The organism is Streptomyces sp. NPDC005863, from assembly GCF_042871345.1.
GTDB lineage: Bacteria > Actinomycetota > Actinomycetes > Streptomycetales > Streptomycetaceae > Streptomyces.
The window spans coordinates 210,383-233,336 of the sequence record NZ_JBIAII010000006.1 but is presented as its reverse complement, the minus strand read 5'-3'; the positions used below and the strand labels follow the sequence as shown (position 1 = coordinate 233,336).

Genomic DNA, 22,954 nt, shown 5'->3' with positions numbered 1-22,954 from the left:
CTGGTCTCGTGCGCGCCCACGCCACAGCTACTTTCCCGCTGCGCCGTCTTCCGTTTCCCACCACGCGATGTGACGGTCGAGGGGGGCTATCGGCATGACCGCCTTGAACATGTCGTTCGGCACATTGGCCAGTCGCGCGTCGTACGGTTTGCCGACCGCGGCGAAAGCACGCTGGATTCCCACGCGTTGCCGGTCGATCGCTTTGGCCTGCCGCTCGAACGTGCTGCAGGGTTGCACCAGGAAATAGGTCCGCTGATCGCCGTACGTGTACCGGGGCGAGGTCTCCGGATAGCAGGGGGCGAAGGACACGACGAAGAACAGTTCGCCCTCGATCATCGCGTACCAGCGTTCGTCGGGCCGCGGATCTTCGGGGATGTAGACGCTGACGAACATCTCGTCGAGCGTGGTGTAGAAGCACCGCGTCAGGTCCACCAGGGCGTCCAGCGTGCCGCCGAGGGACGGGTCCTCGAAGGTGAGGATCATGCCGTCCTTGGAGAGCTCGGCGGCGGTGCGGAAGAATTCCGCTATGACCTCCCGGTGCTCCTTCAGCTCACTCTTGACGTCGGCGGTCTTGATGGTGATTCCGGGGCCCATCTTCGACGGCTTGGCGAAGGGGCAGTACGTCTTCTGGGTGATCTCCTCGAAGCTCATGCGGAAGTCTCCACCTTCACTGATGCACGAACAGGTGTCGTGGCCCGGCAGCCGATGACGTAGAACCACCAGCTGGCCACGACGATCGCGATCAGGACGTAGAACATGACGACCGGCGCGAAGTGCTGGAGGAGGAAGCCGCACAGGATCGGGCCCAGGGAAATGCCGATGTGAATGAGGTTCTGTGCGCCGAAATAGCTGCCGCGCAGCTTCTCGGGCGCGATGGAGTCGATGAAGGTGAACTCGGCGGGCACCACGACGACCTCGCCGAGACTGAAGACCGCCACGGCGACGACGAGGACGATGGCGTTCGTGGAGAGCGACATCGCGAGCAGCCCGACGACGAAGGCGGCGCTACCGATGGTCAGCCACCTGAGCAGGGTGTCCTGCTTCAGCCGACTGCCGAGGACGTACTGGGAGGCGATGACCACCACGGCGTTGGCGGCCGAGATGTAGGCGACCAGCTCATAGGCGGTGGCGCGGTCCTCGACCATGATGAGGTACTGCGACATGAAGGTCAGCAGCGGCCCGTACGCCACGATGCTGAGAATGCCGCCGATGGTGAAGTACATGAGGCGGCGGTCCGTCCCCATCACCTTCAGGACCTGGCGGAACTTGGGGGTCTCCTCCTCGCTCTCCTCTTCGACCCGTTCGGGTACCGGCTCCGCGGCCGGCTCCTCCACCGCGGAATCCGTCTTCTCACCGACGGCGGTCAGGAACCGCTGGCGGAAGAGAATGAGGGGCAGCAGGGAAGCACCGATGATGCCGACACTGAGGACGAACGGGCCGCCGGATCCGACCGCCACCGCGGCGACGCCCAGGAAAGGACCCACCGCCGCGCCGATGTTCTGCAGCGAATAACGCAGCGAGAACACCTTGGTGCGATTCTCCGGCGGCACCAGATCGGAGAGCAGGGCGCTGCCCGCGACCCCCATGGTCGAGGAGGCGACATTGGTGAGCAGCAGCACGGCCGTGACCGTGAACGGATCGTGGATCACCGTGAGGCTGAGATAGAGCAGGATGATCACGATGTCGAGGACGATGACCAGGTTGATCTTCGTGACCCGGTCCGCGAGATAGCCGCCGTACACACTCGCGATCGTGCCGACGAGTACGCTGCCACCGATCACATAGCCGATGGTCGAACCGCTCATGCCCACCGTGTCGTACAGGTAGATGGGCATGTAGGCGAGGATCGCGAAGAAACTCAGGCTTCTCGCGGCATTGCAGGCCAGCAGGACCTTCATCGCGAACGGAAGTTCGCGGACCATTGTCAGAAAGTTCTTCATTCGTTTCCTGCCGCGATCGATTCGAGCGTACCGATGAGGGACTCCTTGAGCGCACTGATCTGGTGGTCGTCGAACACCTCGGGGTGGTATCCGACGGTGATGTCGAGTTCCCGGCCCGGAATCACCGTGATGCTGAGCGGGTAATGCGGGAGCCCTCTCGTGTCCTGCGGGTTCTGCGCCTGTTCCCGCACCCGCAGTCCGTCGGCGCCGGTCTCCTCCAGGGTCCCCGCGGGGTAGTTCTGGAAGACGTAGCAGGCGTCGAACAGTTCACCCGCCCCCACCAGCCGCTGGATCTCGGAGAGTTCGAGGGAGCGGTGGGGCAACGTCTCCAGCTGCGCCTCGTGCACCCGGGCCACGGTGTCACCGAGCGGTTCGCCCGGCCGGCCGTTCACCCGCAGCGGCACGGTGTTGAGCAGGAGCCCGACCATGGACTCGATGCCGTCGAGGTCCACGGGCCGTTCGGAGACGGTGTTGCCGAACACCACGTCGTCGCGTCCGGTGAGCCGGCCGATCGCGAGACCCCACGCGGTCTGGACGGCCGAGCTGAGCGTCACCCCGGCCCGCGCGCACCGCAGTTGCAGCGCGCCGGTCAGCTCCGCAGGGACCGTGACACCCGTGGCGCGCAGCGCGACATCCGGCGACGGCTTGGCCGCACAGACCCGGGTCGGCCCGTCGACGCCCGCCAGATAGCCGCGCCACGCCGCGACCGCGGCCTCGCGGTCCCACGCCGCGAGCCACGCCAGGTAGTCGCGGAAGGGCGGTGCCTTCGGCAGCTCCTCGCCGCGGTACAGGGCGAAGAACTCCTGCCACACCAGCAGCGTCGACCATCCGTCGAGCAGCATGTGGTGGTCGCTGACGAGCAGCCGGTGCCGCTCGGCGCCCAGGCGCAGCAGGGTGAAGCGCATCAGCGGGGCCACCGCGAGGTCGAAGCGCAGGCCCAGGTCCGCGGCGAGGATCTCCGCCTCCGCGCGCTCCTGCTCCGCGGGGGTGAGCCCGGACAGATCGTGCACGGTCCAGGGCACCTCCACCCGGTCGCACACCACCTGCATCGGGGCCTGCGAACCGCGGTGGATGAACGCGGCGCGCAGGTTGTCGTGCCGCATCAGGAGCGCGTGCGCGGTCCGCCGCAGCCGCTCGGCGTCCAGCGGCCCGTCCAGGTCGAACACGGTCTGGCTCTGGTACGGGTCGGGGCCCTCGCCGGTGACCGCGGTGTGCAGCAGGAGCCCCTGCTGTAGAGGGGCGAGCGGCAGGATGTCGCCGAGGCCGGGGTAGTCGGCCTCCAGCTGGTTGATGGCCGGCTGCCTGACGTCGACGAGCGTGACGTCCGAGGGGGTCAGTCCGCCGAGCTCCGGGTGGTCCGCGAGGTCGGCCAGCGCGCCCAGGAAGAGCGTCCACCGGTCGGCGAGCGCGCCCACGGCGGCCTCCGTGAACCGGGTGGCGTCCCAGTGCCACACGGTCTCCAGGGCGGTGCCGTCCGCGTCCGGCCGGACATCGACGCGCAGGGCGTGGCCCGCGCCGCCATCGTCCCCGGCCCCCGGCACGCCGTCGCCGTCGCCGTCATCGGCCGCACCGGCGGGCAGCAGCCTCAGGCACACCTGGGACGCCCCGTACGCCGACAGCCGCCGCGCGGCCTCCGGGTCGGCGAGCAGCGCCGGATAGCCGCGGCCGCCGTCCGGCACCGCACGCACCTGCTCCTTGACCCGCTTCAGGACGCGCGCCAGGTACGGCGGCTCGGCCAGGGCCTTGTCCAGGTCCGGGGCTCCCGGGTTGAGACGTACCGGATGCGCGCGCCGCGGCGTCGCCGTGGCCACGTCCAGCCGCAACCAGGCCCCCGCCTGCGGGAGATACGTGCGGCGCCACTCGATGAGCACGGGCGCGAGCGCGGCCAGTGCGATGTGTTCGGGGGCGCAGCGGTAGAGGTGCGGCAGGCCGGTGAGCAGCTGCTCGGCGTCCCGGCCGGCCACGCGCCGGGCGATACGACCGCGGCCCGGGGCGAGCGGGGCGCCGGACACGGGGTGCTCGGACACCGGGTGCTCGGACACGGGGTGCTCGGACACCGGATACGCCGGGTCGGGCGTCCCGAGGATCTTCTCCCAGGCGTCCACGTCCACGGCCGCCTCGTCGTCCGCGGGGCGCGCCTCGGCGTTCTGCGCGGCCCGGGCCACCAGGGCCTCGACCGTCTGGTCGTGGAAGACGTCGCGGGGCGTGAGCAGGAAGCCCTCCGCGCGTGCCCTGCTGACGAGTTGGATGGACCGGATGCTGTCGCCGCCGAGGTCGAAGAAGCGGACGTCGGCGCCGGCCTCCGCCAGGCCGAGCACGTCGGCGAAGAGCGCCGCCATCGTCTTCTCCCGCGGTGTGGCCGGCGGCCGTCCCGCCCCGGATCCGAAGTCGGGCGCGGGCAACTGCCGCATGTCCAGCTTGCCGTTGGGCGTCAGCGGCAGCGTGTCCAGGACGACGACGGCGGCGGGCACCATGTGGGCCGGAAGGCGTCGTGCCGCGTGGCGGCGCAGTTCGGTGGCGAGCCCGTGCTGCCCGCTGCTCGCGTCGTGCGCCGGGGAGACCACGTAACCGACGAGCTGCTGATGGCCCGGGGTGTCCTCGCGGACGACGACGGCGGACCGGGTCACCTGCGCGTGGTCCTTCAACACCGCGTCGATCTCGCCGAGTTCGATGCGCATCCCGCGGATCTTGACCTGGTCGTCGGCGCGGCCGACGAAGTCCACCACCCCGCTCTCCCCGTGCACACGCCAGCGCGCCAGGTCGCCGGTGCGGTACATCCGCGCGCCCGCGGGCCCGAACGGGCAGGCCACGAACCGCTCGGCGGTCAGGCCCGGCCTGCCGAGGTAGCCGCGGGCCAGACCCGCGCCGCTGATGTACAGCTCACCGGTGACGCCGGGCGGCACCGGACGCAGCGCGGCGTCCAGGATGTACACGCCGGTGTTGCTCAGCGGGCGGCCCACCGGCACCGACGCGTCCTCGAAGCCGTCCGGGCCGCTGCCGCACTCCCAGTACAGGGTGTCGACGGTGGCCTCGGTCGGCCCGTACGCGTTGATCATCCGGCGGCCCGGCGCCCAGGCGGCGGCCAGTGCGGGCAGGCAGGCCTCGCCGGCGACCATCACGTTGCCGCACTCCGCGAGCGCGTCCTCGGCCATGCCGCCGAGGATGGTGGGCGAGAAGGTGATGTGCGTCGGCCGGTATCTGGCCATGACCTCGCGCTGCCGGTCGGCGGAGAGCAGGTCGTCGGGCGAGGTGAGCACGACCGTCGCGCCGGCCAGCAGCGTGCAGCACAGCTCGCAGAAGGTCGGGTCGAAGTTGATCGAGGAGAACTGCAGGAACCGCGAGCCCTCCTCCAGGCGGAACCGCTCCAGGTAGCTGAGGGCGAGGTTGGGGATGCCGCGGTGCGTGACCGCGACGCCCTTGGGGCGCCCGGTGGAGCCTGAGGTGTAGATGACATACGCCAGGTCGTCGAGGCGCAGCTGCGCGCGGCGGTCCGCGTCCGTCGGCGCGTCCGTGCGGCAGCGCGCCACCTCGTCCAGCGCGGCCGGATCGTCGAACTCCAGGCGCGGCACCCGGCGCGCCTCCTCGGGCAGCTTCGCGACGACGTCGCCCGTGGTCAGGAGCATCCGGGGCGCGCTGTCCGCGACCATGAAGGCCAGCCGGTCCGGCGGGTAGTCCGGGTCGAGCGGCAGATAGACGCCGCCCGCCTTGAGGATGCCGAGGAGCGCGGGCAGCAGCTCGGGGCGGCGCCGCATCGCGAGGCCGACCACGTCGTCGCGGCCGACGCCGCGGGCGATCAGCCAGTGGGCGATCCGGTTCGACCGGCGGTCGAGGTCGGCGAAGGTCAGCTCGGTGTCCTCGTGGACGAGCGCGACGGCGTCGGGGGTACGGGCCACCTGGTCGGCCAGCAGCTGCGGGTAGGTCGCGCCGGACAGCTCATGGCCGGTGTCGTTCCACTCCCGCAGGATCCGGTGCTCCTCGGCGGGGCCGAGGACGTCGACGGAGGTCAGCGGGCGGGCCGGGTCGTCGGTCACCGACCGCAGCACCCGCAGCAGCCGCTGCGTCAGGGCCTCGGCGGTGGCGCGGTCGAACAGGTCGGTCGCGTACTCGATCTCGGCGCCGAGCCCGTCGGGGCGGCCGTCGGCGGTGAACCGCTCGGTCAGCTCGAAGGTCAGGTCGAACTTCGACGTGCGGGTCGCCACCACCTCGTGCGCGGCCGTCAGCCCGTCGAGGCGCCACTGCGGGGCCACGTTGTTCTGCAGGACCAGCAGGACCTGGAAGAGCGGGTGGTGGCTGGTGCCGCGGGCCGGGTTGAGGACCTCGACGAGGTGCTCGAACGGCAGGTCCTGGTGCTCGTACGCGGCCAGGTTGGAGCTCCTGACCCGGGCAAGCAGCTCGGTGAAGGCCGGGTCGCCGGAGGTGTCGGTGCGCAGCACCAGGGTGTTGACGAAGTAGCCGACGTTGTCGTCGACGGCGCGGTCGCCGCGCCCGGCGAGGACGCTGCCCAGCGGGATGTCGGTGCCCGCGCCCAGCTTGGTCAGCAGGGTCGCGAGGGCCGCCTGGAGGACCATGAACAGGCTGACGCCCTCGCGCCTGGCCAGCTCCGCGAGACGGCCCGCCAGCTCCGCGGACACCTCGAAGGGCAGCACGTCACCGCGGTACGTCGCCGTGGCGGGGCGTGGCCGGTCGGTGGGCAGCTCCAACAGCTCCGGTGCACCCGCGAGTTGCGCCCGCCAGTAGCCGACCTGCCGCGTCATGAGGCTGTCCGCGTCGTCGGCCGAGCCGAGCAGTTCGCGCTGCCACAGCGTGTAGTCGGCGTACTGGACGGTCAGCGGCGGCGCCGTGGGGGCCGTGCCCGCGCGGTGGGCCGCGTACGCGTCGCAGAGGTCGCGCACCAGCGGGGCCAGCGACGCGCCGTCGCTGGCGATGTGGTGGACGCACAGCAGCAGCACGTGTTCACCGGCGCCGGTGCGGAACAGCTCCACGCGTACCGGGATGTCGGTGGTGAGGTCGAAGAGGTGACCCGCCGCGATGTCGAGGGCGGCCGGCAGTTCCTGGTCCGTGATCTCGTGCACGGCGAGGTCGGCGGCGGCCGCCACGGCGGGGTCCGACGCGTCCACCACGACCTGTTCGGCGCCGGCGGGCCCGTCCGCGAACCGGGTGCGCAGGCTCTCGTGCCGCCGCAGCAGGTGGGCGACGGCCGCGCGCAGCGCCGCCGGGTCGAGCTCGCCGGTCAGCCGGACCGCGACGGGCAGGTTGTAGGTGGCGCTCGGCCCTTCCATCCGGTGCAGGAAGTACAGGCCGCGCTGGGCGTACGACAGCGGCAGCGTGGCCCCGCGGTCCATCGCCCGCAGGGCGGGCCGGGCCTGCTCGGCGTCGGTGAGCCGCAGCGCGAGGGCCGCGGGGGTGGGCTCGTCGAAGACCGTACGGATCGGTATCTCGACGCCCAGTTCGGCCCGGACGCGGGAGACGAGACGGGTGGCCAGGAGCGAGTTGCCGCCGAGGTCGAAGAAGCCGCTGTCGGCGCCGACGCCGTCGAGCCCCAGCACCTCGCCGAACAGCGCGGCGACGGCCCGCTCCTGCGGGGTGCCGGGAGCGCGGCCCGCGGCGGCGGTGGAGAAGTCCACCGGCGGCAGGGCCTTGCGGTCGACCTTGCCCGCAGGGGTCAGCGGGAAGCGGTCGAGCACGCCGATGCCGGCGGGCACCATGTACGCCGGGAGCCAGGCGCCGAGGGCGTGGCGCAGCTCGTCCGCCGTGGGGGTGTGGCCGGCCGCCGGTACGACGTACCCGGTCAGCCGGGCCGGTCCGGGGCCGTCCTCGCGCATCACCACGCGCGCCTGGGCGACCTGCGGGAGCCGGCGCAGCGCCGCCTCGATCTCGCCGAGCTCGACGCGGTAGCCGCGGATCTTGACCTGCTCGTCGACGCGGCCGACGAAGTCGACGGTGCCGTCCGCGCGTTGACGCACCAGGTCCCCGGTGCGGTACATCCGGCTTCCGGTGCCGCCGAACGGGCAGGCCACGAACCGTTCCGCGGTGAGGGCGCCGCGCCCGTGGTAGCCGCGGGCCAGGCCGTCACCGGAGAGGTACAGCTCGCCCGTCTCGCCGTGTGCCACCGGCGCCAGACGGTCGTCGAGGATGTGGACCCCGGTCTTCCACAGCGGGGTCCCGACGGCGACGGGCTCCCCGGCGACCACCGGTGCCAGGAGCGACCAGATGGTGGTCTCGGTCGGGCCGTAGAGGTTCCACACCGCGGCCGTACCCGTGGCGAGGAAGTCGGCGAGATCCTGCGGCAGGGCCTCGCCGCCGCACAACAGGCGCGCGGCGCCGGACAGTTCGGCGGGCTGCCAGCCCGCCTCCCGCAGCAGCTGCCACAGCGCAGGGGTGCCCTGCACCAGCGTGGGCCCGGCCTCGGCCAGGTACCGGCGCAGCGCCACCCCGTCCACGGCGGTCTCGCGCGGCACCAGATGCACCACGGCGCCGTTCACCAGCGGCAGGTACAGCTCAAGCCCCGCGATGTCGAAGGAGATCGAGGTGGTGGAGAACACCACGTCGCCGGAGTGCACCTGGAACCGGTCCGAGAGGCAGTCCAGGAAGTTCGTCAGGGAGCGGTGCGTGACGACGACGCCCTTGGGGCGTCCTGTCGAGCCCGAGGTGTAGATGGTGTAGGCGCCGCGGTCCGGCTCGTATGCGGTACCGGTACCGCTACCGGCACCGGCACCGTCGGGCGGGCCGTCCACGTACAGGACCGCGCCCGCGCCCGTCACGACCGGGCCGTCGAACGCGGCCGCAGCGGCCTCGGTGGTGAGCAGCGCGCGCGGCGCGGCGTCGGCCACCATGTACGCGAGGCGGTCCGGCGGGTAGTTGGGGTCAAGGGGCAGGTACATCGCCCCGGCCTTGAGCGTGCCGAGGAGCGCGGCGACCAGGTCGGGGGAGGTCGGCAGGAGCACCCCGACGACGTCCTCCGGGCCGACGCCGCGCTCGCGGAGCCGGTGCGCCACCCGGCTGGCCCGCTCGTCGAGTTCGCCGTACGTGACGACGGTGTCCCCGGCGATCAGGGCCGGCGCGTGCGGGGCGTGCGCGGCCCGCTCCTCGAACCGGCCGACGAGACCGGTCGCCGGCGCCGCACCCCTGGCATCGGCGTCCGAGCGCCGCACTTGCGTGGTCATGAAGCCACTTCCCCCGACGCGACGCCCCGGCGCACGGGCGCCAGGTCCGTCCAGTTCCGCTCGATGTGCTCGGCGCAGGCCGTCTTCGGGCCGGGACCGAAGACGGTGTTCCAGCCGGCCGGTACGTCGGCGAAGTCCGGCCACAGGGAGTACTCGCCGGCGGTGTTGCGCAGCACGAGGTACACGCCGGCGGCGTCCTCGAACGGGTTGGTGGCTGTACTGTCCATGCTGCTCAGTTCTCGCCCAGGTAGTCGATGGTGCGGGCCGCGAGGTAGGAGGCCTCCTCGATGCAGAGCCGCTGGCCGTAGAACTCGGAGTCCAGGACCTCCGCCGTCAGCTCGCCCTTGATGACCGAACGCCAGTCGTCCAGCGTGTAGTTGTCCTTGGCGAGCAGCATGAGCAGGTCGACGTCGGCGGGCTCGGGACGGTACGCGGCGAGCGCCTGCGAGGTGTTGATGAAGGAGGTGTAGAGGCGGCGGCAGAACGCCTCGGCCCGGTCGTCGAAGCCCAGACCGGTGCCGAACATCGCGGCGGCCGAGTTGCGCAGCGCCACTTCAAGGTCGGCGTTCTCCGGCGTCATCCCGGGGAACTGCTCCGTCGTCCCCGACATGCGCAGGACACCCTCGTAGAAGTCCACGAGCAGCTCGTCGTCGGACATCACGCTGGCCGGGTTCAGTTCGAGGTAGCCGTCGACCACGACCGTCCGGCCGATGCTGAGCCCGCGGTCGGCGGCCATGCGGCCGAGTTCCACGCAGATCGCGCCGCCGGCGCAGGAGCCGAAGAGGTGGAACTCGTCCTCGCCGAACTCGTCCTGCAGCACGTCCGCGTAGAGCTCGGCCAGGCCCTGGATGTCGTCCGGCACGTCCGAGGCGCCCTCGACAAGCAGGGGCGACTGCAGCCCGTAGCAGGCGCGGTCCGCCCCCAGCTCCCGGATCAGCCGGCCGTAGCCGTCGACCATGCCGTGCCCGGCGTGGACGAAGACGATCGGCGTGCGCGAACCCTGGTTGCTCATCCGGATCAGCGCGTGCTCGGCGTTGGCGGCCTGCGGCTGCGCCTTCTCCGCGCTCAGCGCGGCGATGGACTGGAACCGCATCAGGTCGCCCATGTTGAGCTGCCAGCCGAGGCGCTGGTTGATCTGCTCGATGGTCGCGAGGGCCGTCAGCGAGTCGCCGCCGGCCTGGAAGAAGTTGTCGTGCACGCTCACGTCGTGCTTGAGCGTGGTGCTCCAGATGTCCAGGAGTATGTGTCGCACCAGGCTCGGTTCCACCGGGCCGGCCGACGGGTTGGCGGCCGTCTCCGCTGCGGTCATGTGCGGTGTCCTTTTCGGAAGTCTCGCGGGGCGGTTGACTGGGAGGGGCCCTAGGCCAGTACGGGTCCGGGGCCGATCCGGTGCGACAGGCTGCGCCGCCCGTCCAGATGGACGTAGACCCGGTGGAGCCAGCGGTCCTTGCCGTCGTAGCGCGGGGTGAACTCGGTGCGCCCGTGCACCACCAGGCGGTTGTCGAGGAAAGCCATGTCGCCCGGGCGCAGCACCAGCTTCGACGCCACCTCGGTCAGTGCGTCGCCGAGCCTGCCCAGCGCCGCGGCGGCCTCGTCGTCAACGGCCCGGGTCGCGTTGAAGTCGACCTGGATGTCCGGGTCGTCGGCCGAGCCGTTCAGGACGCGGTGCGCGACGGTCGCGTCGCCCGAGCGGAACGACGGCGGCGCCTCGGTGACGAACCGCGGCTGGCGCAGCACCGCCAGGTCGGCGTCGTCGAGCAGCACCCGGGCCCTGCGGATGGAGGAGAACGAGGTGCCCGCCGTGCCCTCGTGGTCGCTGCGCAGGCACAGCAGCCCGATGAGGTCCGGCCGGTGCGGGTGGAAGGCGTTCTCGTTGTGCAGTTCGAGCTCGACGGAACCGGCGTTGCTCTGCGAGTCGGCGAGTGCCGGGACCGGCACGACGTTGTGCACCAGCGCGCCGTGCTTCTCGTTGCGGAAGGCGAACACGTCGCCGAGCTGCTGGCCGATGAGCATCGCCGTCGCGGCCGGGACGGTGGCCCTGCGCTCCACCGAGTCCGGCACCGACGGGGTGTCGGGCAGCTTCTCCGCGTCGACGGGAAGGTTCCCGATCAGCAGGGTGCCGCCGAGGCCGGGCTCGGTGCGGAAGGTGCGCAGGGCCTCCAGCAGCCGGACCGGGAGGCGGCAGCTGTACTGCCGTACGCGCGCCAGCCATCGGGGATCGTCGACCGGACCGACGGCCGGAGCCCGGCGCAGCTCCTCCGCCAGGGCGTGCACCTCGGTGCGTTCCCGGTCGGTCAGGGTCAGGCTCGACTGCTCGATGTCCTCGGGGGTTCGGTGATCCAACACGTGCAAGGGCATGTCTGGTCCTTTGGGCGTTTCCGCAGCCTCGCTGCGACACGTCGCGCCGCGTTCGTGCGCGGGCTCTGGCCGTCACGGTCCGCCGCGGCGGCCTACTCGTTGCGTACGGCGGTCATCTCCTGCTCGATGAGGTCGCGCAGCGCCCGGGGAAAGCGGAGGAACTCCCAGTGGTCGCCCTCCAGGACGTGCAGCGTGGCATCGGCGCACTCGTCCCAGCCGGGCCAGACCTCGGCCCGGGGCACGACGGCGTCCTCGGTCCAGGCGATCACCGATACGGGGACGTCCCTGCTGGGGAGCGCCTCCGCCCGGTAGCCGCGCTGCAGCCGCACGTCGGAGAGGAGCGTGTCCGCCGCCATCTCGACGAATTCGGGGGGCAGTCGGTACCCGAGCGCCGTGCTGCGTTCCTCGATCTCGGCGGCCATGTCGACCTCGTCCAGATCGACGAAGTTCAGCTTGCCGTAGAGCCCCCGGTGCGGGGCGCCCCACCCGGAGGCGAAGATCCGCCGGGGCGCCGGCAGGCCCTGCTTCTCCAGATGGGCCGCGGTCTGCAGCAGGAACGGCACGGCACCGCAGTGCCCGATCAGCGCGTACGGCCGGTCGAGCCGGTCGGCGATCTCCGCCACCAGGCCCTCGGCGAACTCCTGGTGGCTTGCGACGTTCTCCTCGCCGAACCGGTTCTCGCGGCCCGGCGGCTGCACGGCGCAGAACCGGCCCGCGCCGAGCTCGCGCGGCCACGCCTTGAACGACGAGGCCCCCGTGCCCGCGTACGGCACGCCGAAGACCAGGTAGTCCCCGTCGTCCGGCACGGGCTGCAGGGTCCAGCGGGTCATGACGGTCATGCCGCGGTCACCCCGACGGGCACGCTCTTGTACTCCAGCATGAAGTTCGACCGGAGCCGGACCGTCGGACCTGCCGGGACCAGCCTGCCGGGCCGCTCGCGCAGGCCCTGGAGCAGGGCGGCGAGTGCGGTGCGGCCCATGGCGGCGCCGATGCAGTGGTGCGGTCCGCTGGCGAAGCCGACGTGCCGGTTGGGCGTGCGGCCGAGGTCGAACCGGTCCGGGTCGGGGAACTGGTCCTCGTCGCGGTTGGCGGACGCCGTCCACAGTGTGACCGAGTCGCCCTCGGCCATCTCGACGCCGCGCACCACGACCGGCCTGGTGGTCTGCCGCTGCACGTACGAGGCGGTGGACGTCCAGCGGACGAACTCCTCCAGGCCGGTGCCGACCAGCTTGGGGTCCGCCCGCAGCCGCTCCCACTCGGCCGGGTCGTCCATCAGGGCGAGCAGGCCGCCGCTGGCGCTGTGCTGGGTCGTCTCGTTGCCGCCGATGGCCAGGTTCATCAGGTTGAACAGGAGCGAGTCCTCGTCGAGTTCACGCTCCCCCGGCTCCGGCTTGAGCAGGATGCTCACCGCGTCCTCGCCCGGGTTGACCCGGCGGTCGGCGATCAGGTCGAGGAAGAAGTCGAAGATGTCCGCCTGGGCGGTCGCGAGCCGCAGCCCCTCGTGGTCGATGCCGAGGCTGTGCTCGTGGTCCCGGTAACCGATCATGGTCTGGGTGAGGCGCAGCAGGTGCAGCGCGTCGGCGTGGCCGATGCCCAGCTGGGCCATCAGTCCGCCGGCGGGCAGCTCGCGGGCCACGTCGGCGGCGAAGTCGCCGCCGCCGTCCTCCCACATCTTGTCCAGCGAGACGGCGACCCGCTCGCGGACCGTCTCCGTGACCCGCTCGATCATCTTCGCGGAGAACACCCGGTGCATGCGGCGGCGCAGCTGCCGGTGGCGCTGCGCGTCGGAGGTGACGAGCATGCGCCCGGACGCGGTGTCGACCTCGTTGCGGAACGAGCCGCCGATGACGGTGCCGTGCTCCGAGCTGAACGTCTCGGTGTCCCGGAAGGCCATCAGCACGTCGTCGAACTTGGTCAGGGCCCAGAACCCGCCCTCGGGCGTGGGGTTCCAGTGGACCGGGGCCTCCTTGCGCAGCCGCGCCCACAGCTCGTGGGGGTCGCCGGTGACGAAGGCCTCGGTGTCGTTGAGGTCGACGTCGGGGGCCGGACTCAGCATCTGCGTCATTCGCCCTGTCCCTTGCTCTGCGCCGCGTCGACGGCGAGCGCCATGTCGGAGAGCACGGTGCTGCCCAGCACGTCCTGCAGGCTGATGCCCTTGGCCTGGTCGCGGCTGATGCGCCGGCTCATGCGGAAGGCCAGCATCGAGTTGCCGCCGAGCTCGAAGAAGTCGTCGTTGACGCTGATCCGCTCGGTGCCGAGCAGCTCCTCCCAGACCTCGGTGAGGTAGCGCTCGCTGTCCGTGCGCGGGGCCACGTAGTCGCTGCGGCGCCGGTCCCGGTCGGCAAGGAGCGAAAGGAGCGCCGCCGTGTCGCGCTTGCCGTGCGGCGTCGACTGGATCTCCGGCACCTGGACGAACTCGGAGGGCACCTGGTAGTCCGGGACGGTCGCCTCGGCGTACGCGCGCACCTCGGGCATGGTGGTCCTGCCCTGCGGCACGACGAACGCGACGAGCCGCTTGTCCTGGCCCTCGCCCTGCGGCAGCACGGCGGCGTCGAGGACGCCGGAGCAGGCCAGGAGCGAGCGCTCCACCTCGCGCGGCTCGACCCGGTAGCCGCGGATCTTCACCTGGTCGTCGTTGCGGCCGAGGTAGTCGAGGACGCCGTCGGGGCGCTCGCTGACGAGGTCGCCAGTGGCGTACATGACGGATCCGGGGGTGCCGAACGGGTCGGGCAGGAACCGCTCGGCGGTACGGGCGGGATCGTGCAGGTAGCCGCGGGTCACGCCGGCTCCGCCGATGTGCAGCTCGCCCGGCGTGCCCTTGGGCACCGGCTGCAACCGCGCGTCCAGGACGTGGAGTTGGACGCCGGCGAGTCCGGCGCCGATGGGCACGCTCGTCGCGTCCGGCGCGACCTCGGCGATGGTGTACGCGGTCGCCGCGGTGGTGCCCTCGGTGGGCCCGTACAGATTGACGAGCTGCCCCTTGAACTTGCTGGCGAGCACGTCGCGGCAGGCGGCGGGGCGGACCACGTCGCCGCCGGTCTGCAGCACACGGAGCGAGGAGAAGACGTCGGCGTCCTCGGCCGCGATGTGGTTGAAGGCCATGGTCGGCGAGAGCAGCGCGGTGATGCGGCGGCGGCGCAGCTCGCGGCCCGGGTCGCCCTTCACCAGGTCGGGCACCGAAGGCATCATCACGATCTCGGCGCCGAACCAGAACGAGCTCCACAGCTCCCAGTGGAAGGTGTCGAAGGAGATGTTGGCGATCTGGGCCACCCGGTCGGCGGGGCTGAGCTCGGGCAGCAGCGGGTTCACCGCGAAGTGCACGAGGTTGTGGTGCTCGACCACGACGCCCTTGGGGGTGCCGGTGGAGCCGGAGGTGAACAGCACGCACGCCGCGTCCTGCGTCGCGGGCTCGGGCAGGTCGGCCGCCGGTGCGGCGGTCCGGGCGCGCTCGGCGTCGTACTCCCAGACCAGGGTCGGCACATCGGCGCCGAGCTGCTCCCGCTCGCCGGGCCCGATCAGGGTGACCCGGCCGTCGGCGGCGCGGAGCATGAGCTCGCGGCGGGCCTTGGGGTAGCGCAGGTCCACGGCCACGTAGGCCGCGCCGGCCCGCAGGACGCCGAGGATGTTGATGATGAGGTCGACGTCGCGCTCGCGGTGGATGCCCACCCGGTCCTCGCGGCGCACCCCCTCGGCGATGAGCCGGTGGGCCAACTCTGCCGAGGCGCGGTCGAGTTCGGCGTAGGTGAGGCGGCGGCCCGAGTCGTCCGACACGGCCGGGGAGTCGCCGTGCTCGGCGGCCGACCGGGCGAAGAGCTCGGTGAGGGTGAGAGGGGTGGCCGGTCCAGGCCGGTCAGCTGTCTTCACGGTGTGCGCGTTCCTCCTCATGCGGGGATACCGTCTGCGATGACCTGAAGCAGGTCCGCTGGTGCCGATCGGTGGGTGGAGTCGTCCCCCGGCAACAGGACTTGGCGCACGTTTCCGTACGCCTCCCACTCGTCCATCTCCTCGGGACGCATGTGGGTGTCACCGGTCCAGGAGATGGTGGTGACGTCCAGGGGGGTGCTGTCCGGGCCCGGGGGCTGGTAGCCGCAGGTCAGTTCGATGTCCGCGCGCAGCACCATGATGGACAGTTCGAGCAGTTCGGGCGGGGGCGTGGGCTCGCCGCGCAGTTCGCAGCCGTACCGCAGCTCCGCCATGTACTCCTCGTCCGTGGTCTCAGGGGTGAAGGGGCCCGAGCGGCCGCCGCCGAAGTAGCCGCCGCGGTGCGGGGCCAGACAGGAGGAGGCGAAGAGCTGGACGGGCAACGGGCCGCCGCGGGAGGCGAGTTCGACCGCGAGGCCGTAGCTCAGGCGCGCCCCGAAGCAGTGCCCGAAGAAGGCGAAGGGCTTGTCCAGGTACGGCTGGAGCGCGTCGGCCGCGTCCTTGACGAACTCCTCCATGGACGTGTGCGCCGGCGCGGTGATCCGGTTCTCACGGCCCGGGAGCTGTACGGGGCAGATCTCGACGTCGTCGATCCGGGTGGGCCAGTCGCGATAGGCGGAAGCGCCCATTCCGGCCACCGGGAAGCAGAACACCCGGGCCCGCGCATCGGGGTCGATATTGCGGACGAGCCATTTGCGGCCGCCCTCCCGGGTGCTCAACTCTGCACCCGGCCCACACCGGCCGGGCGCGAGTCCACCCAATTCTGTGAAATCCATTCCAAGCAACTGGTTTTGTCGCCGCGGTGTCCGGTCTCGCTCCAGCCGGTGGGCACGGAAAGCCCGGCGGGCCAAATGCTGTGCCGCCCTTGTTCACTGCGCACGGTCAGCCATGCGGCGCTCTCCGCCGCATCCAAGGAGGTTTCGCTCATCATTGCTCCGGTCGGGATAAAGGTGGGTGAGCTCGAGGATGGTGGCCCTGCCTGGTGGAGCCCGGAAATCCAAACTAGAACCCGCCGTTGACGGGCACCGGCACCTCATGAGGCAGAACGGAGGCAACTAGGGGGCGCCCGACTTACCCCCTTTTGATGGGCGGTGCGACGTCGGTGGCGGCGTCGGCCACCGCACCGGCACTCGGCTGCCGCTTTCCCCTCGCTCCGGAATGAATGAGTCCGGCTGAAGGGGAATCCTGGTGATCGTCGGGGCGCGTACGCGGGCAGGCTTCGCCTACCCCGTGATCGGCCGATGAGTCGGGCGGACTTCCGGGTTCGGTCCGGAATTCACATTCTTTTGTGGCCGACGACGGGGAAATGCGTCATCCCTGCGATGAAAATCGACCGCAGATGCTGCGTCTCCCCCACGACCTCGATCGAACTGAACCGCTGGAGCAGTTCCTCGAAGAAAACGCGCAGGGTCACACGGGCCAGCGGCGCGCCGATGCAGAAGTGCGGTCCGAAGCCGAAGGCGACCTGGCGCTTGGCGCCGTCGCGCGTGATGTCGAACGTGTGCGGGTCGGGGAACCGGGACGCGTCGCGGTTGGCCGAACCGATCCACGCGACGACCGCCCCGCCGGCCGGCACCGTGCCCCCGGCGATCTCGACGTCCCGCACCGCGTACCGCATGAAGTTGCACGCGGACGACGTCCAGCGCAGCCCCTCCTCGACGAGGTTGGGGACCAGGGACAGATCGGCCGCGGCCTTCGCGTACTGCTCGGGATGGTCGATGAGCGCCTGCACCGTGCCCGAAATGGTGTACGGAGTGGTGATATTGGCGCCCAGGAGGATGCTGTAGCCGTCGAGGGCGATCTCCTCGTCGGTCAGCGGCGCGTCGCCCGCGCGGACGCTCATCAGATGGTCGAGCAGGCTGCCGTTCTCCTCGTCGGCCCCGTCCGACCTGCGCCGCTTGACCCACTGGGTCACGTAGTCGACGAGCTCGTGGTGGGAGATGGCCAGCGTCGCCGCCTCGCTGCCCAGCTTGAAGTGCGGGTCCGAGGGGGCCATCACCATCGAGGTCAGCTGGACCAGTTCGTCCCAGTCCTTCTCCGGGATGCCCAGGAGCGGGCCCGTGACGATCGCCGGCAGGCGCTGCACCTGTTCGCCCAGGTCGAAGGGGGCGCCGTCGAGGGCGGGTGCGAGGAACCGTACGACCGCGCGCCGGATGCCGTCCTCCCAGGACCTGACCGCCCGCGCGGTGAGCTTGGGGGCGATCGGCCTGCGGACCTCGGTGTGCCGGGGCGGGTCGGTGGAGGTCAGGAGCACGCCCGCCGCCACGTCGTCCTGTCCGAGGTGGGTGATCACCGTGCCGCGCTCGGAGGTGAACTCCCGGTGGTCGCCGAGGACGCGGCAGACGTCGTCGTAGCGGGTCACCGACCAGAACTCGCGGCCGTCCGGCAGGGTCTGGTGGTGCAGCGGCGCCTTCTCCCGCATCGCGTCCCAGATCAGGTGCGGGTCGCCCGAGGTGAAGAGGTCCAGGTCGAGGAGATCGACGGCGTCGAGGTCGATGTCGCGGCCGGCGCCCGGCGTCAGCCTCACGTCAGCGCCTTCGCCCGCTCGATCAGCTCGGCGACCCGAGCCGGCGTCTGCGCGAGATAGAAATCGCGCACGGACAACTGGACGCCGTACTCCTGTGACAGCCGTTCAAGGATGCGGATACCGATGAGTGAATTCCCGCCGATCTCGAAGAAGTTGTCGTTCACCTCGACTTCGTGATCCTCGATGAATTCTCCCCATAGCTTTGCGATTTCCTGTGCCAGCGGTGACGATTCCATTGCCTGTATTTCCTTCCATGGCCGACTCACTGCCATTGCAGTCGTCAGGGAGATGTGCGTCGCCTGCCGGAGGGATCAATTCCCGAGAAGGACCGAACAGGCCGCTGCGTCCGGCGTTATCCGCCCGAGGCGGTCGCGACGCACGTTGAATGATCGGGGAAACCGAGCGCGAGAAGTGATCGCGCTTCGAGATACCAGGCAAGGTGTTGCCCCGCTGGCACGACAGTACGCAGAGCGACGACCGTTGTCCAGGGTGTTGATAAAGCCAGGTGGCCGCCGGTAAGTTGGGCGACCTCAGTGACCTGCCGCCTCGCAGACAGAGGCAAAGACGTCGCCTTTCGGGGGAAAATGCGACGGAGTGCGCATTCGCGATGGTTTTGCCTTCAATGGCAAGGGACACACCAGCGAGGACCTTTGAATTCGTCACAGAACCACGACGAGTGCACGAGAGCGGTGGACCAGCAGGCGTCGCCGAGTCTCGGGTCTGTACTCAAAGCAGCACGCAGGCGCATCGGCGTCACCCAGAGTCAGCTCGCCGACCTGTCGTCCGTGAGCGTCCGGGCGATTCGCGATCTCGAACTCGATCTCACCCAGAACCCGCGCAGGGAAACCCTCAGGCTGCTGCTCGACGGCCTGCGGCTGACCGGCGCCCAGCGGGCCAGAGTCGAGGAAGCGGCCGCGGGGCCGTTCCCTCGCGGGATGCTGGACTCCCTGGCCCCGCCGCCCGCCGCGCTCGGACCGATCATCGGCCGCGAGCGCGACATCGAGGCCCTCACCGACCTCATCGAGCTCGGCGGACACCGGCTGATCCGTGTGGTCGGCATGGCCGGTGTCGGCAAGTCCCGGCTCATCCAGGAGGTCGCCGGGGCCATGCACGCCTCCGCCCAGATGCCGGTGGTCTGGGTCGAACCCGACGCGGGACCGGCGGGCAAGCCCGCGGATCCCGTGCGGGACCGCATCACCGCCCTGCTCGGCGGCGACCCCGAACTCGACTATCTGGCAACGGCCTTCGGCACCAACGACGTGCTGCTCGTGCTGCACGACGTGACCGTGGGCCCCGGCCCGGAGGCGGCGCTGCGCCGTCTCCTGGAGCAGTGCCGGGGGCTGCACGTCCTGTGCGAGGCCCGGGAGGGCTCGCAGTGGGGCGCGGGCACCGATCATCCCGTCTTCCCGCTGGCCGTGTCGGAACGGCCGGTCAGCATCGCGGGACGTGAACCGACCTCGGCCGTCAGCCCCGCCCTGCAGCTGATGCTCTCGCGCCGCAGCTCCCTGGAGCGCGAGGCGCTGGCCGACAGCCGCACCGCGGCCGCCCTGGCCGGCATCTGCCACAGCCTCGACGGCATCCCGCAGGCGATCGAGGCCGCCGCCGCCTGGCTGCTCCTGTACGAGCCGGCCCAGCTCCTGGACCTGGCGCGGCGCGATCCGTTCAAGCTCGCCACCTCGCCCGGCAACGACTCGGGCGATCTGCGGTCGGCGCTGGAGCGTTCCGTCAACGCGCTCGACCCGCGGGACGCCGACATCCTGCACCGGCTCGCCACCCAGCCGCATCCCTGGACCATGGCCCAGGCCTTCGCCTGCCTGGGGCACGTCGGGGACTCGGCGCTCAGCGCGATCCATCTGCTGTGCACCCGGGGCCTGGTGCGCCCGTCCGGCTGGGACGCCGGCGGCACCCCCAGGTTCACCGTCCTCAACATGGTCCGCCCGCTGCTGGCCGAGCGGACCGCGCCGACGGTCCCCGCCGTGGTGGCCGCGTCCACCGCATGAACAGGGAGCCCGTGTCCGGGCCTCCGTTCGTCCCCCTCACGGGGCGGACGACGAGGCCCGGACACGGGCTCCTGTGGTTCTTCGGGTCTTATGACTCTCGGGGGTCGAGTGCGGAGATTCCTCAGTCGACGGTGGGGCCGGCCTCCGCCGGAGTCGCGTCGTCCAGCGGCCGCAGGAAGCGGCGCTCGTAGCGCTTGACGCAGCCGGTGGCGCGGGCCAGTTCGAAGGCCGCCCGGCACTCCGGGTCCTCGAAGCTGGCGTTGCGGTACACCTCGTACGCGGCGAGGCTCGGGAACGAGAAGAGCGCGTAGGCGATGTCGCTGTCCCCCTCGCTCGGCAGGAAGTAGCCGTGGTGGACGCCGCCGAGGCGGTTGACGAGCCGCACCCACCGACGGCCGTACTCCTCGAAGTCCTCCAGCTTGTCGGTGTCGATCTCGTACTTCAGGTGCACGGTGATCACGTCTGTGCGGTCTCCTTGACCTTGTCGATGTCCTCGGCCATGTACCGGGCCAGGCTCTCCGCCTGCTCGAACAGATAGAAGTGCCCGCCGGGCAGCGTGCGAAAGCGTACGGGCCGGGTGCAGTACGACTGCCAGTCGTCGATCAGCTCGGGCTTGTTCAGCTCGTCCTCCACCCCCATGAAGACCGACATCGGCACCGAGACGGGCGGCCCCGCCGCGTACTCGTAGGTGTCCACCAGGTGGAGGTCGCCGCGCAGGATGCCGACCATCCAGTCCGCCATGTCGGGGTCGTCCAGCATCTCCTCGGGGGTGCCGCCCAGCCGCCGCATGAAGTCGAGCAGGCGCTCCGACGGCCACAGGTCGCGCCGCTCCGAGAAGTACTCGCTGGCCAGTTGGGGCGCCGGCATCGCCGACACCCCGAACCAGACGGGTGGTTGGGCGGAGCGCTCCAGTTCACGGATGAGTTCGTACCCGATCAGGGCGCCCATGCTGTGCCCGAACACCGCGTAGGGGCCGCTGACTTCGTCCAGGATGGCGGGCGCGAGCAGCTTGACGGCTTCCGCCGCGTCCTGGCAATGCGTCTGGTCGGAGGCCGTGCCGCGGGCCGGCAGGTCGACGGCGCGCAGCCGCCAGCCGGGCGGGAAGGCCCGGGCCAGCGGCATGAAGCCGACCGCGGAACCGCCGGCGTGATGAAGGAAGTAGCAGGTCAGTTCCTCGGCCGTCCCGTCGGACGACGTCGCGGGACGCTTCCGGAGATCTCTGAACATCGTTGTTTCGCCTATCTCATGGGGCCCGTCCACCTCGACGGTGCCATGGCGGGGCGCCCCGGTCGAGACCGGGGCCCCCGCGCTGTCAGAGGGACGCCCGGTTGACCGCGGAGGCGACGGCGCGCACGGCCGCCCCGGCCTCGTCGGCGTGGCGGCCGACGCCCCAGACGCTCTCGCCGCCGATCTCGCACTCGGCGTAGACGACCACCGAGGAGTCGTCGGCGGCGGGCTGGACGCTGAGGGACCGCGCCACCACGTCCGTCCCCGCGCCCCGCAGCGCCTCGGCGAACGTCTCACCGCAGTCGGCACGGAAGGTGCGGGCCGCTCCGTCCAGCTCCACCTCGACCACGCCGGCCGCCGCCCCGGTCACCCGCAGCCGGGCGCCCTCCGTCAGGAACTCCCGGGTGAACAGCTCCCACACCTGCGCCGACCCGACCTCGGCTGCGCTGGCCTCGCTGTAGCTCTGGACCAGGCGGGAGAACTCCACCTGGAGGCGGCGCGGCAGGTCGAAGCCGCGCTCCGTCTTGAGCAGGTACGCGACCCCGCCCTTGCCCGACTGGCTGTTGACGCGAATGATCGCCTCGTAGGAGCGGCCCGCGTCCTTCGGGTCGATCGGCAGGTAGGGAACGCCCCACGGGACCTCGCCGACGGGCGTGCCGGCGCGCCGCGCCGCCTGCTCCATCCAGTCGAACCCCTTCTTGATCGCGTCCTGGTGGGACCCGGAGAAGGCCGTGTACACCAGGTCGCCCGCGTACGGGTGGCGGGGGTGGACCGGCAGCTGCGTGCACTCCTCGGCGACCCGCCGGATCGTCTCGACGTCAGAGAAGTCGATCATCGGGTCGACGCCCTGCGAGAAGAGGTTCAGGCCGAGGGTCAGCAGGTCCACGTTGCCGGTGCGCTCGCCGTTGCCGAACAGGCAGCCCTCGACCCGGTCGGCCCCGGCGAGGAGCGCGAGTTCGGCGGCGGCGACCCCGGTGCCGCGGTCGTTGTGCGGGTGCACGGAGAGGCTGATGTGCTCGCGGCGGCTCAGGTTGCGGTCCATCCACTCGACCTGGTCGGCGAACTCGTTGGGCAGGGTGCACTCGACGGTCGCCGGCAGGTTGATGATGATCGGGCGGCCCTTGGCGGGCTGCCAGACGTCCATCACGGCCTCGCAGATCTCCAGCGCGTAGTCGGCCTCGGTCGCGGTGAACGACTCCGGCGAGTACTCGAACAGGAGCTCTCCGCCGATGTGTTGCTGGGCGAGCTTGGTGATGAGCCTGACCGCCTGCACCGTCAGGTCGAGGATCCCCTCGCGGTCCGCGCCGAACACCACCTGGCGCTGCAGCGGCGAGACCGAGTTGTACAGGTGGACGATGGCGCGCGGGGCGCCCCGTACCGACTCGAAGGTGCGCTCGATCAGTTCGGTCCGTGCCTGCACGATGACCTGGATCGTCACGTCGTCGGGGATCAGGTCCTGCTCGATCAGCTCGCGCACGAAGTCGAAGTCGACCTGGCTCGCCGACGGGAAGCCGACCTCGATCTCCTTGTAGCCCATGGCGACGAGCTGCCGGAACAGCCGGTGCTTGCGCGCCAGGTTCATGGGCTCGGGCAGAGCCTGGTTGCCGTCGCGGAGGTCCACCGAGCACCACAGGGGCGCCGTGCGGAGTTTGCGCGTCGGCCACCGGCGGTCCGGCAGGTCCGGGGCGCCGAAGGGCTTGTAGCGGTGCACCGGCATGCCGCTGGGCTGCTGCACGGTGCCGGTCAGGGAGGTGGCGGCCTCGGTGGCGGGCCGTCCTGCAAGTGTGCTTGACATTGTCGGTCCTCTGCCCGAATCGG

General features: G+C 71.0%; 17 protein-coding genes. 1 reads left to right on the top strand and 16 read right to left on the bottom strand.

Translation table 11 applies throughout. The annotated features are described in order from the left end of the window. Window positions 1-27: 27 nt before the first annotated feature. From ACFYO9_RS22555 to ACFYO9_RS22495, 13 genes are all read right to left on the bottom strand, one after another. Window positions 28-651: a hypothetical protein gene (locus ACFYO9_RS22555; protein WP_358774873.1), complete on the bottom strand. Its 624-nt coding sequence runs from the start codon at window positions 649-651 to the stop codon at window positions 28-30. Continuing rightward, a complete protein-coding gene (locus tag ACFYO9_RS22550) occupies window positions 648-1,940 on the bottom strand; it encodes an MFS transporter (RefSeq protein WP_358774874.1) in 1,293 nt (430 codons plus the stop codon). The genes ACFYO9_RS22555 and ACFYO9_RS22550 overlap by 4 nt, the downstream gene beginning before the upstream one ends. Then, on the bottom strand, window positions 1,937-9,103 hold the full coding sequence (locus ACFYO9_RS22545) for an amino acid adenylation domain-containing protein (RefSeq protein WP_358774876.1): 7,167 nt from the start codon (window positions 9,101-9,103) through the stop codon (window positions 1,937-1,939). The genes ACFYO9_RS22550 and ACFYO9_RS22545 overlap by 4 nt, the downstream gene beginning before the upstream one ends. Then, on the bottom strand, window positions 9,100-9,330 hold the full coding sequence (locus tag ACFYO9_RS22540) for an MbtH family protein (protein ID WP_358774878.1): 231 nt from the start codon (window positions 9,328-9,330) through the stop codon (window positions 9,100-9,102). The genes ACFYO9_RS22545 and ACFYO9_RS22540 overlap by 4 nt, the downstream gene beginning before the upstream one ends. 5 nt (window positions 9,331-9,335) lie before the next feature. Next, complete coding sequence (locus ACFYO9_RS22535) at window positions 9,336-10,412, bottom strand: alpha/beta fold hydrolase (protein WP_355807591.1); 1,077 nt, start codon at window positions 10,410-10,412, stop codon at window positions 9,336-9,338. Window positions 10,413-10,462: 50 nt separating this feature from the next. Then, window positions 10,463-11,461 carry a TauD/TfdA family dioxygenase gene (locus ACFYO9_RS22530; protein ID WP_358774880.1) on the bottom strand — a complete coding sequence of 333 codons (999 nt, stop codon included), beginning with the start codon at window positions 11,459-11,461 and terminating at the stop codon, window positions 10,463-10,465. 92 nt (window positions 11,462-11,553) lie between these two features. Continuing rightward, a complete protein-coding gene (locus tag ACFYO9_RS22525; RefSeq protein WP_358710687.1) occupies window positions 11,554-12,300 on the bottom strand; it encodes a thioesterase domain-containing protein in 747 nt (248 codons plus the stop codon). Next, the gene (locus tag ACFYO9_RS22520; protein WP_355807597.1) at window positions 12,297-13,526 is read right to left on the bottom strand and encodes a cytochrome P450; all 1,230 of its coding nucleotides are present in this window, start codon (window positions 13,524-13,526) and stop codon (window positions 12,297-12,299) included. The genes ACFYO9_RS22525 and ACFYO9_RS22520 overlap by 4 nt, the downstream gene beginning before the upstream one ends. Then, window positions 13,523-15,325, bottom strand: a complete 1,803-nt coding sequence (locus ACFYO9_RS22515; protein ID WP_358710685.1) for a non-ribosomal peptide synthetase — start codon at window positions 15,323-15,325, stop codon at window positions 13,523-13,525. Before ACFYO9_RS22515 ends, ACFYO9_RS22520 begins: the two co-directional genes overlap by 4 nt. Before the next feature lie 17 nt (window positions 15,326-15,342). Next, the gene (locus ACFYO9_RS22510; RefSeq protein WP_358774882.1) at window positions 15,343-16,101 is read right to left on the bottom strand and encodes a thioesterase domain-containing protein; all 759 of its coding nucleotides are present in this window, start codon (window positions 16,099-16,101) and stop codon (window positions 15,343-15,345) included. After that, window positions 16,098-16,310, bottom strand: coding sequence for an MbtH family NRPS accessory protein (locus ACFYO9_RS22505; RefSeq protein ID WP_358710720.1), 213 nt, complete (start codon window positions 16,308-16,310; stop codon window positions 16,098-16,100). The genes ACFYO9_RS22510 and ACFYO9_RS22505 overlap by 4 nt, the downstream gene beginning before the upstream one ends. Before the next feature lie 348 nt (window positions 16,311-16,658). Then, window positions 16,659-17,909, bottom strand: coding sequence for a cytochrome P450 (locus tag ACFYO9_RS22500; protein WP_358774885.1), 1,251 nt, complete (start codon window positions 17,907-17,909; stop codon window positions 16,659-16,661). Further along, on the bottom strand, window positions 17,906-18,145 hold the full coding sequence (locus ACFYO9_RS22495; protein WP_355807607.1) for a phosphopantetheine-binding protein: 240 nt from the start codon (window positions 18,143-18,145) through the stop codon (window positions 17,906-17,908). The genes ACFYO9_RS22500 and ACFYO9_RS22495 overlap by 4 nt, the downstream gene beginning before the upstream one ends. Before the next feature lie 414 nt (window positions 18,146-18,559). On the opposite strand from ACFYO9_RS22495, the gene ACFYO9_RS22490 reads away from it, so the two are divergent. Continuing rightward, window positions 18,560-19,909, top strand: coding sequence for a helix-turn-helix domain-containing protein (locus ACFYO9_RS22490; RefSeq protein ID WP_358774887.1), 1,350 nt, complete (start codon window positions 18,560-18,562; stop codon window positions 19,907-19,909). Between the two features lie 121 nt (window positions 19,910-20,030). Here ACFYO9_RS22490 and ACFYO9_RS22485 read toward each other — a convergent pair whose 3' ends face one another. From ACFYO9_RS22485 to leuA, 3 genes are all read right to left on the bottom strand, one after another. Beyond that, on the bottom strand, window positions 20,031-20,369 hold the full coding sequence (locus tag ACFYO9_RS22485) for an NIPSNAP family protein (protein ID WP_358710679.1): 339 nt from the start codon (window positions 20,367-20,369) through the stop codon (window positions 20,031-20,033). Next, window positions 20,366-21,136, bottom strand: a complete 771-nt coding sequence (locus ACFYO9_RS22480) for an alpha/beta fold hydrolase (RefSeq protein WP_355807613.1) — start codon at window positions 21,134-21,136, stop codon at window positions 20,366-20,368. The genes ACFYO9_RS22485 and ACFYO9_RS22480 overlap by 4 nt, the downstream gene beginning before the upstream one ends. An 85-nt stretch (window positions 21,137-21,221) precedes the next feature. Next, window positions 21,222-22,931 (bottom strand): 2-isopropylmalate synthase, encoded by a 1,710-nt coding sequence (gene leuA, locus ACFYO9_RS22475; RefSeq protein WP_358774889.1) that lies wholly within the window; start codon window positions 22,929-22,931, stop codon window positions 21,222-21,224. Between the last annotated feature and the right edge of the window lie 23 nt (window positions 22,932-22,954).

What these genes read in the sequence shown, in the direction of transcription:
- leuA (WP_358774889.1), bottom strand. Translation starts at nt 22,931, where the DNA reads ATGTCAAGCACACTTGCAGGACGGCCCGCCACCGAGGCCGCCACCTCC.
- ACFYO9_RS22505 (WP_358710720.1), bottom strand. Translation starts at nt 16,310, where the DNA reads ATGAGCGAAACCTCCTTGGATGCGGCGGAGAGCGCCGCATGGCTGACC.
- ACFYO9_RS22545 (WP_358774876.1), bottom strand. Translation starts at nt 9,103, where the DNA reads ATGACCACGCAAGTGCGGCGCTCGGACGCCGATGCCAGGGGTGCGGCG.
- ACFYO9_RS22525 (WP_358710687.1), bottom strand. Translation starts at nt 12,300, where the DNA reads ATGACCGTCATGACCCGCTGGACCCTGCAGCCCGTGCCGGACGACGGG.
- ACFYO9_RS22520 (WP_355807597.1), bottom strand. Translation starts at nt 13,526, where the DNA reads ATGACGCAGATGCTGAGTCCGGCCCCCGACGTCGACCTCAACGACACC.
- ACFYO9_RS22530 (WP_358774880.1), bottom strand. Translation starts at nt 11,461, where the DNA reads ATGCCCTTGCACGTGTTGGATCACCGAACCCCCGAGGACATCGAGCAG.
- ACFYO9_RS22550 (WP_358774874.1), bottom strand. Translation starts at nt 1,940, where the DNA reads ATGAAGAACTTTCTGACAATGGTCCGCGAACTTCCGTTCGCGATGAAG.
- ACFYO9_RS22480 (WP_355807613.1), bottom strand. Translation starts at nt 21,136, where the DNA reads ATGTTCAGAGATCTCCGGAAGCGTCCCGCGACGTCGTCCGACGGGACG.
- ACFYO9_RS22535 (WP_355807591.1), bottom strand. Translation starts at nt 10,412, where the DNA reads ATGACCGCAGCGGAGACGGCCGCCAACCCGTCGGCCGGCCCGGTGGAA.
- ACFYO9_RS22540 (WP_358774878.1), bottom strand. Translation starts at nt 9,330, where the DNA reads ATGGACAGTACAGCCACCAACCCGTTCGAGGACGCCGCCGGCGTGTAC.
- ACFYO9_RS22555 (WP_358774873.1), bottom strand. Translation starts at nt 651, where the DNA reads ATGAGCTTCGAGGAGATCACCCAGAAGACGTACTGCCCCTTCGCCAAG.
- ACFYO9_RS22495 (WP_355807607.1), bottom strand. Translation starts at nt 18,145, where the DNA reads ATGGAATCGTCACCGCTGGCACAGGAAATCGCAAAGCTATGGGGAGAA.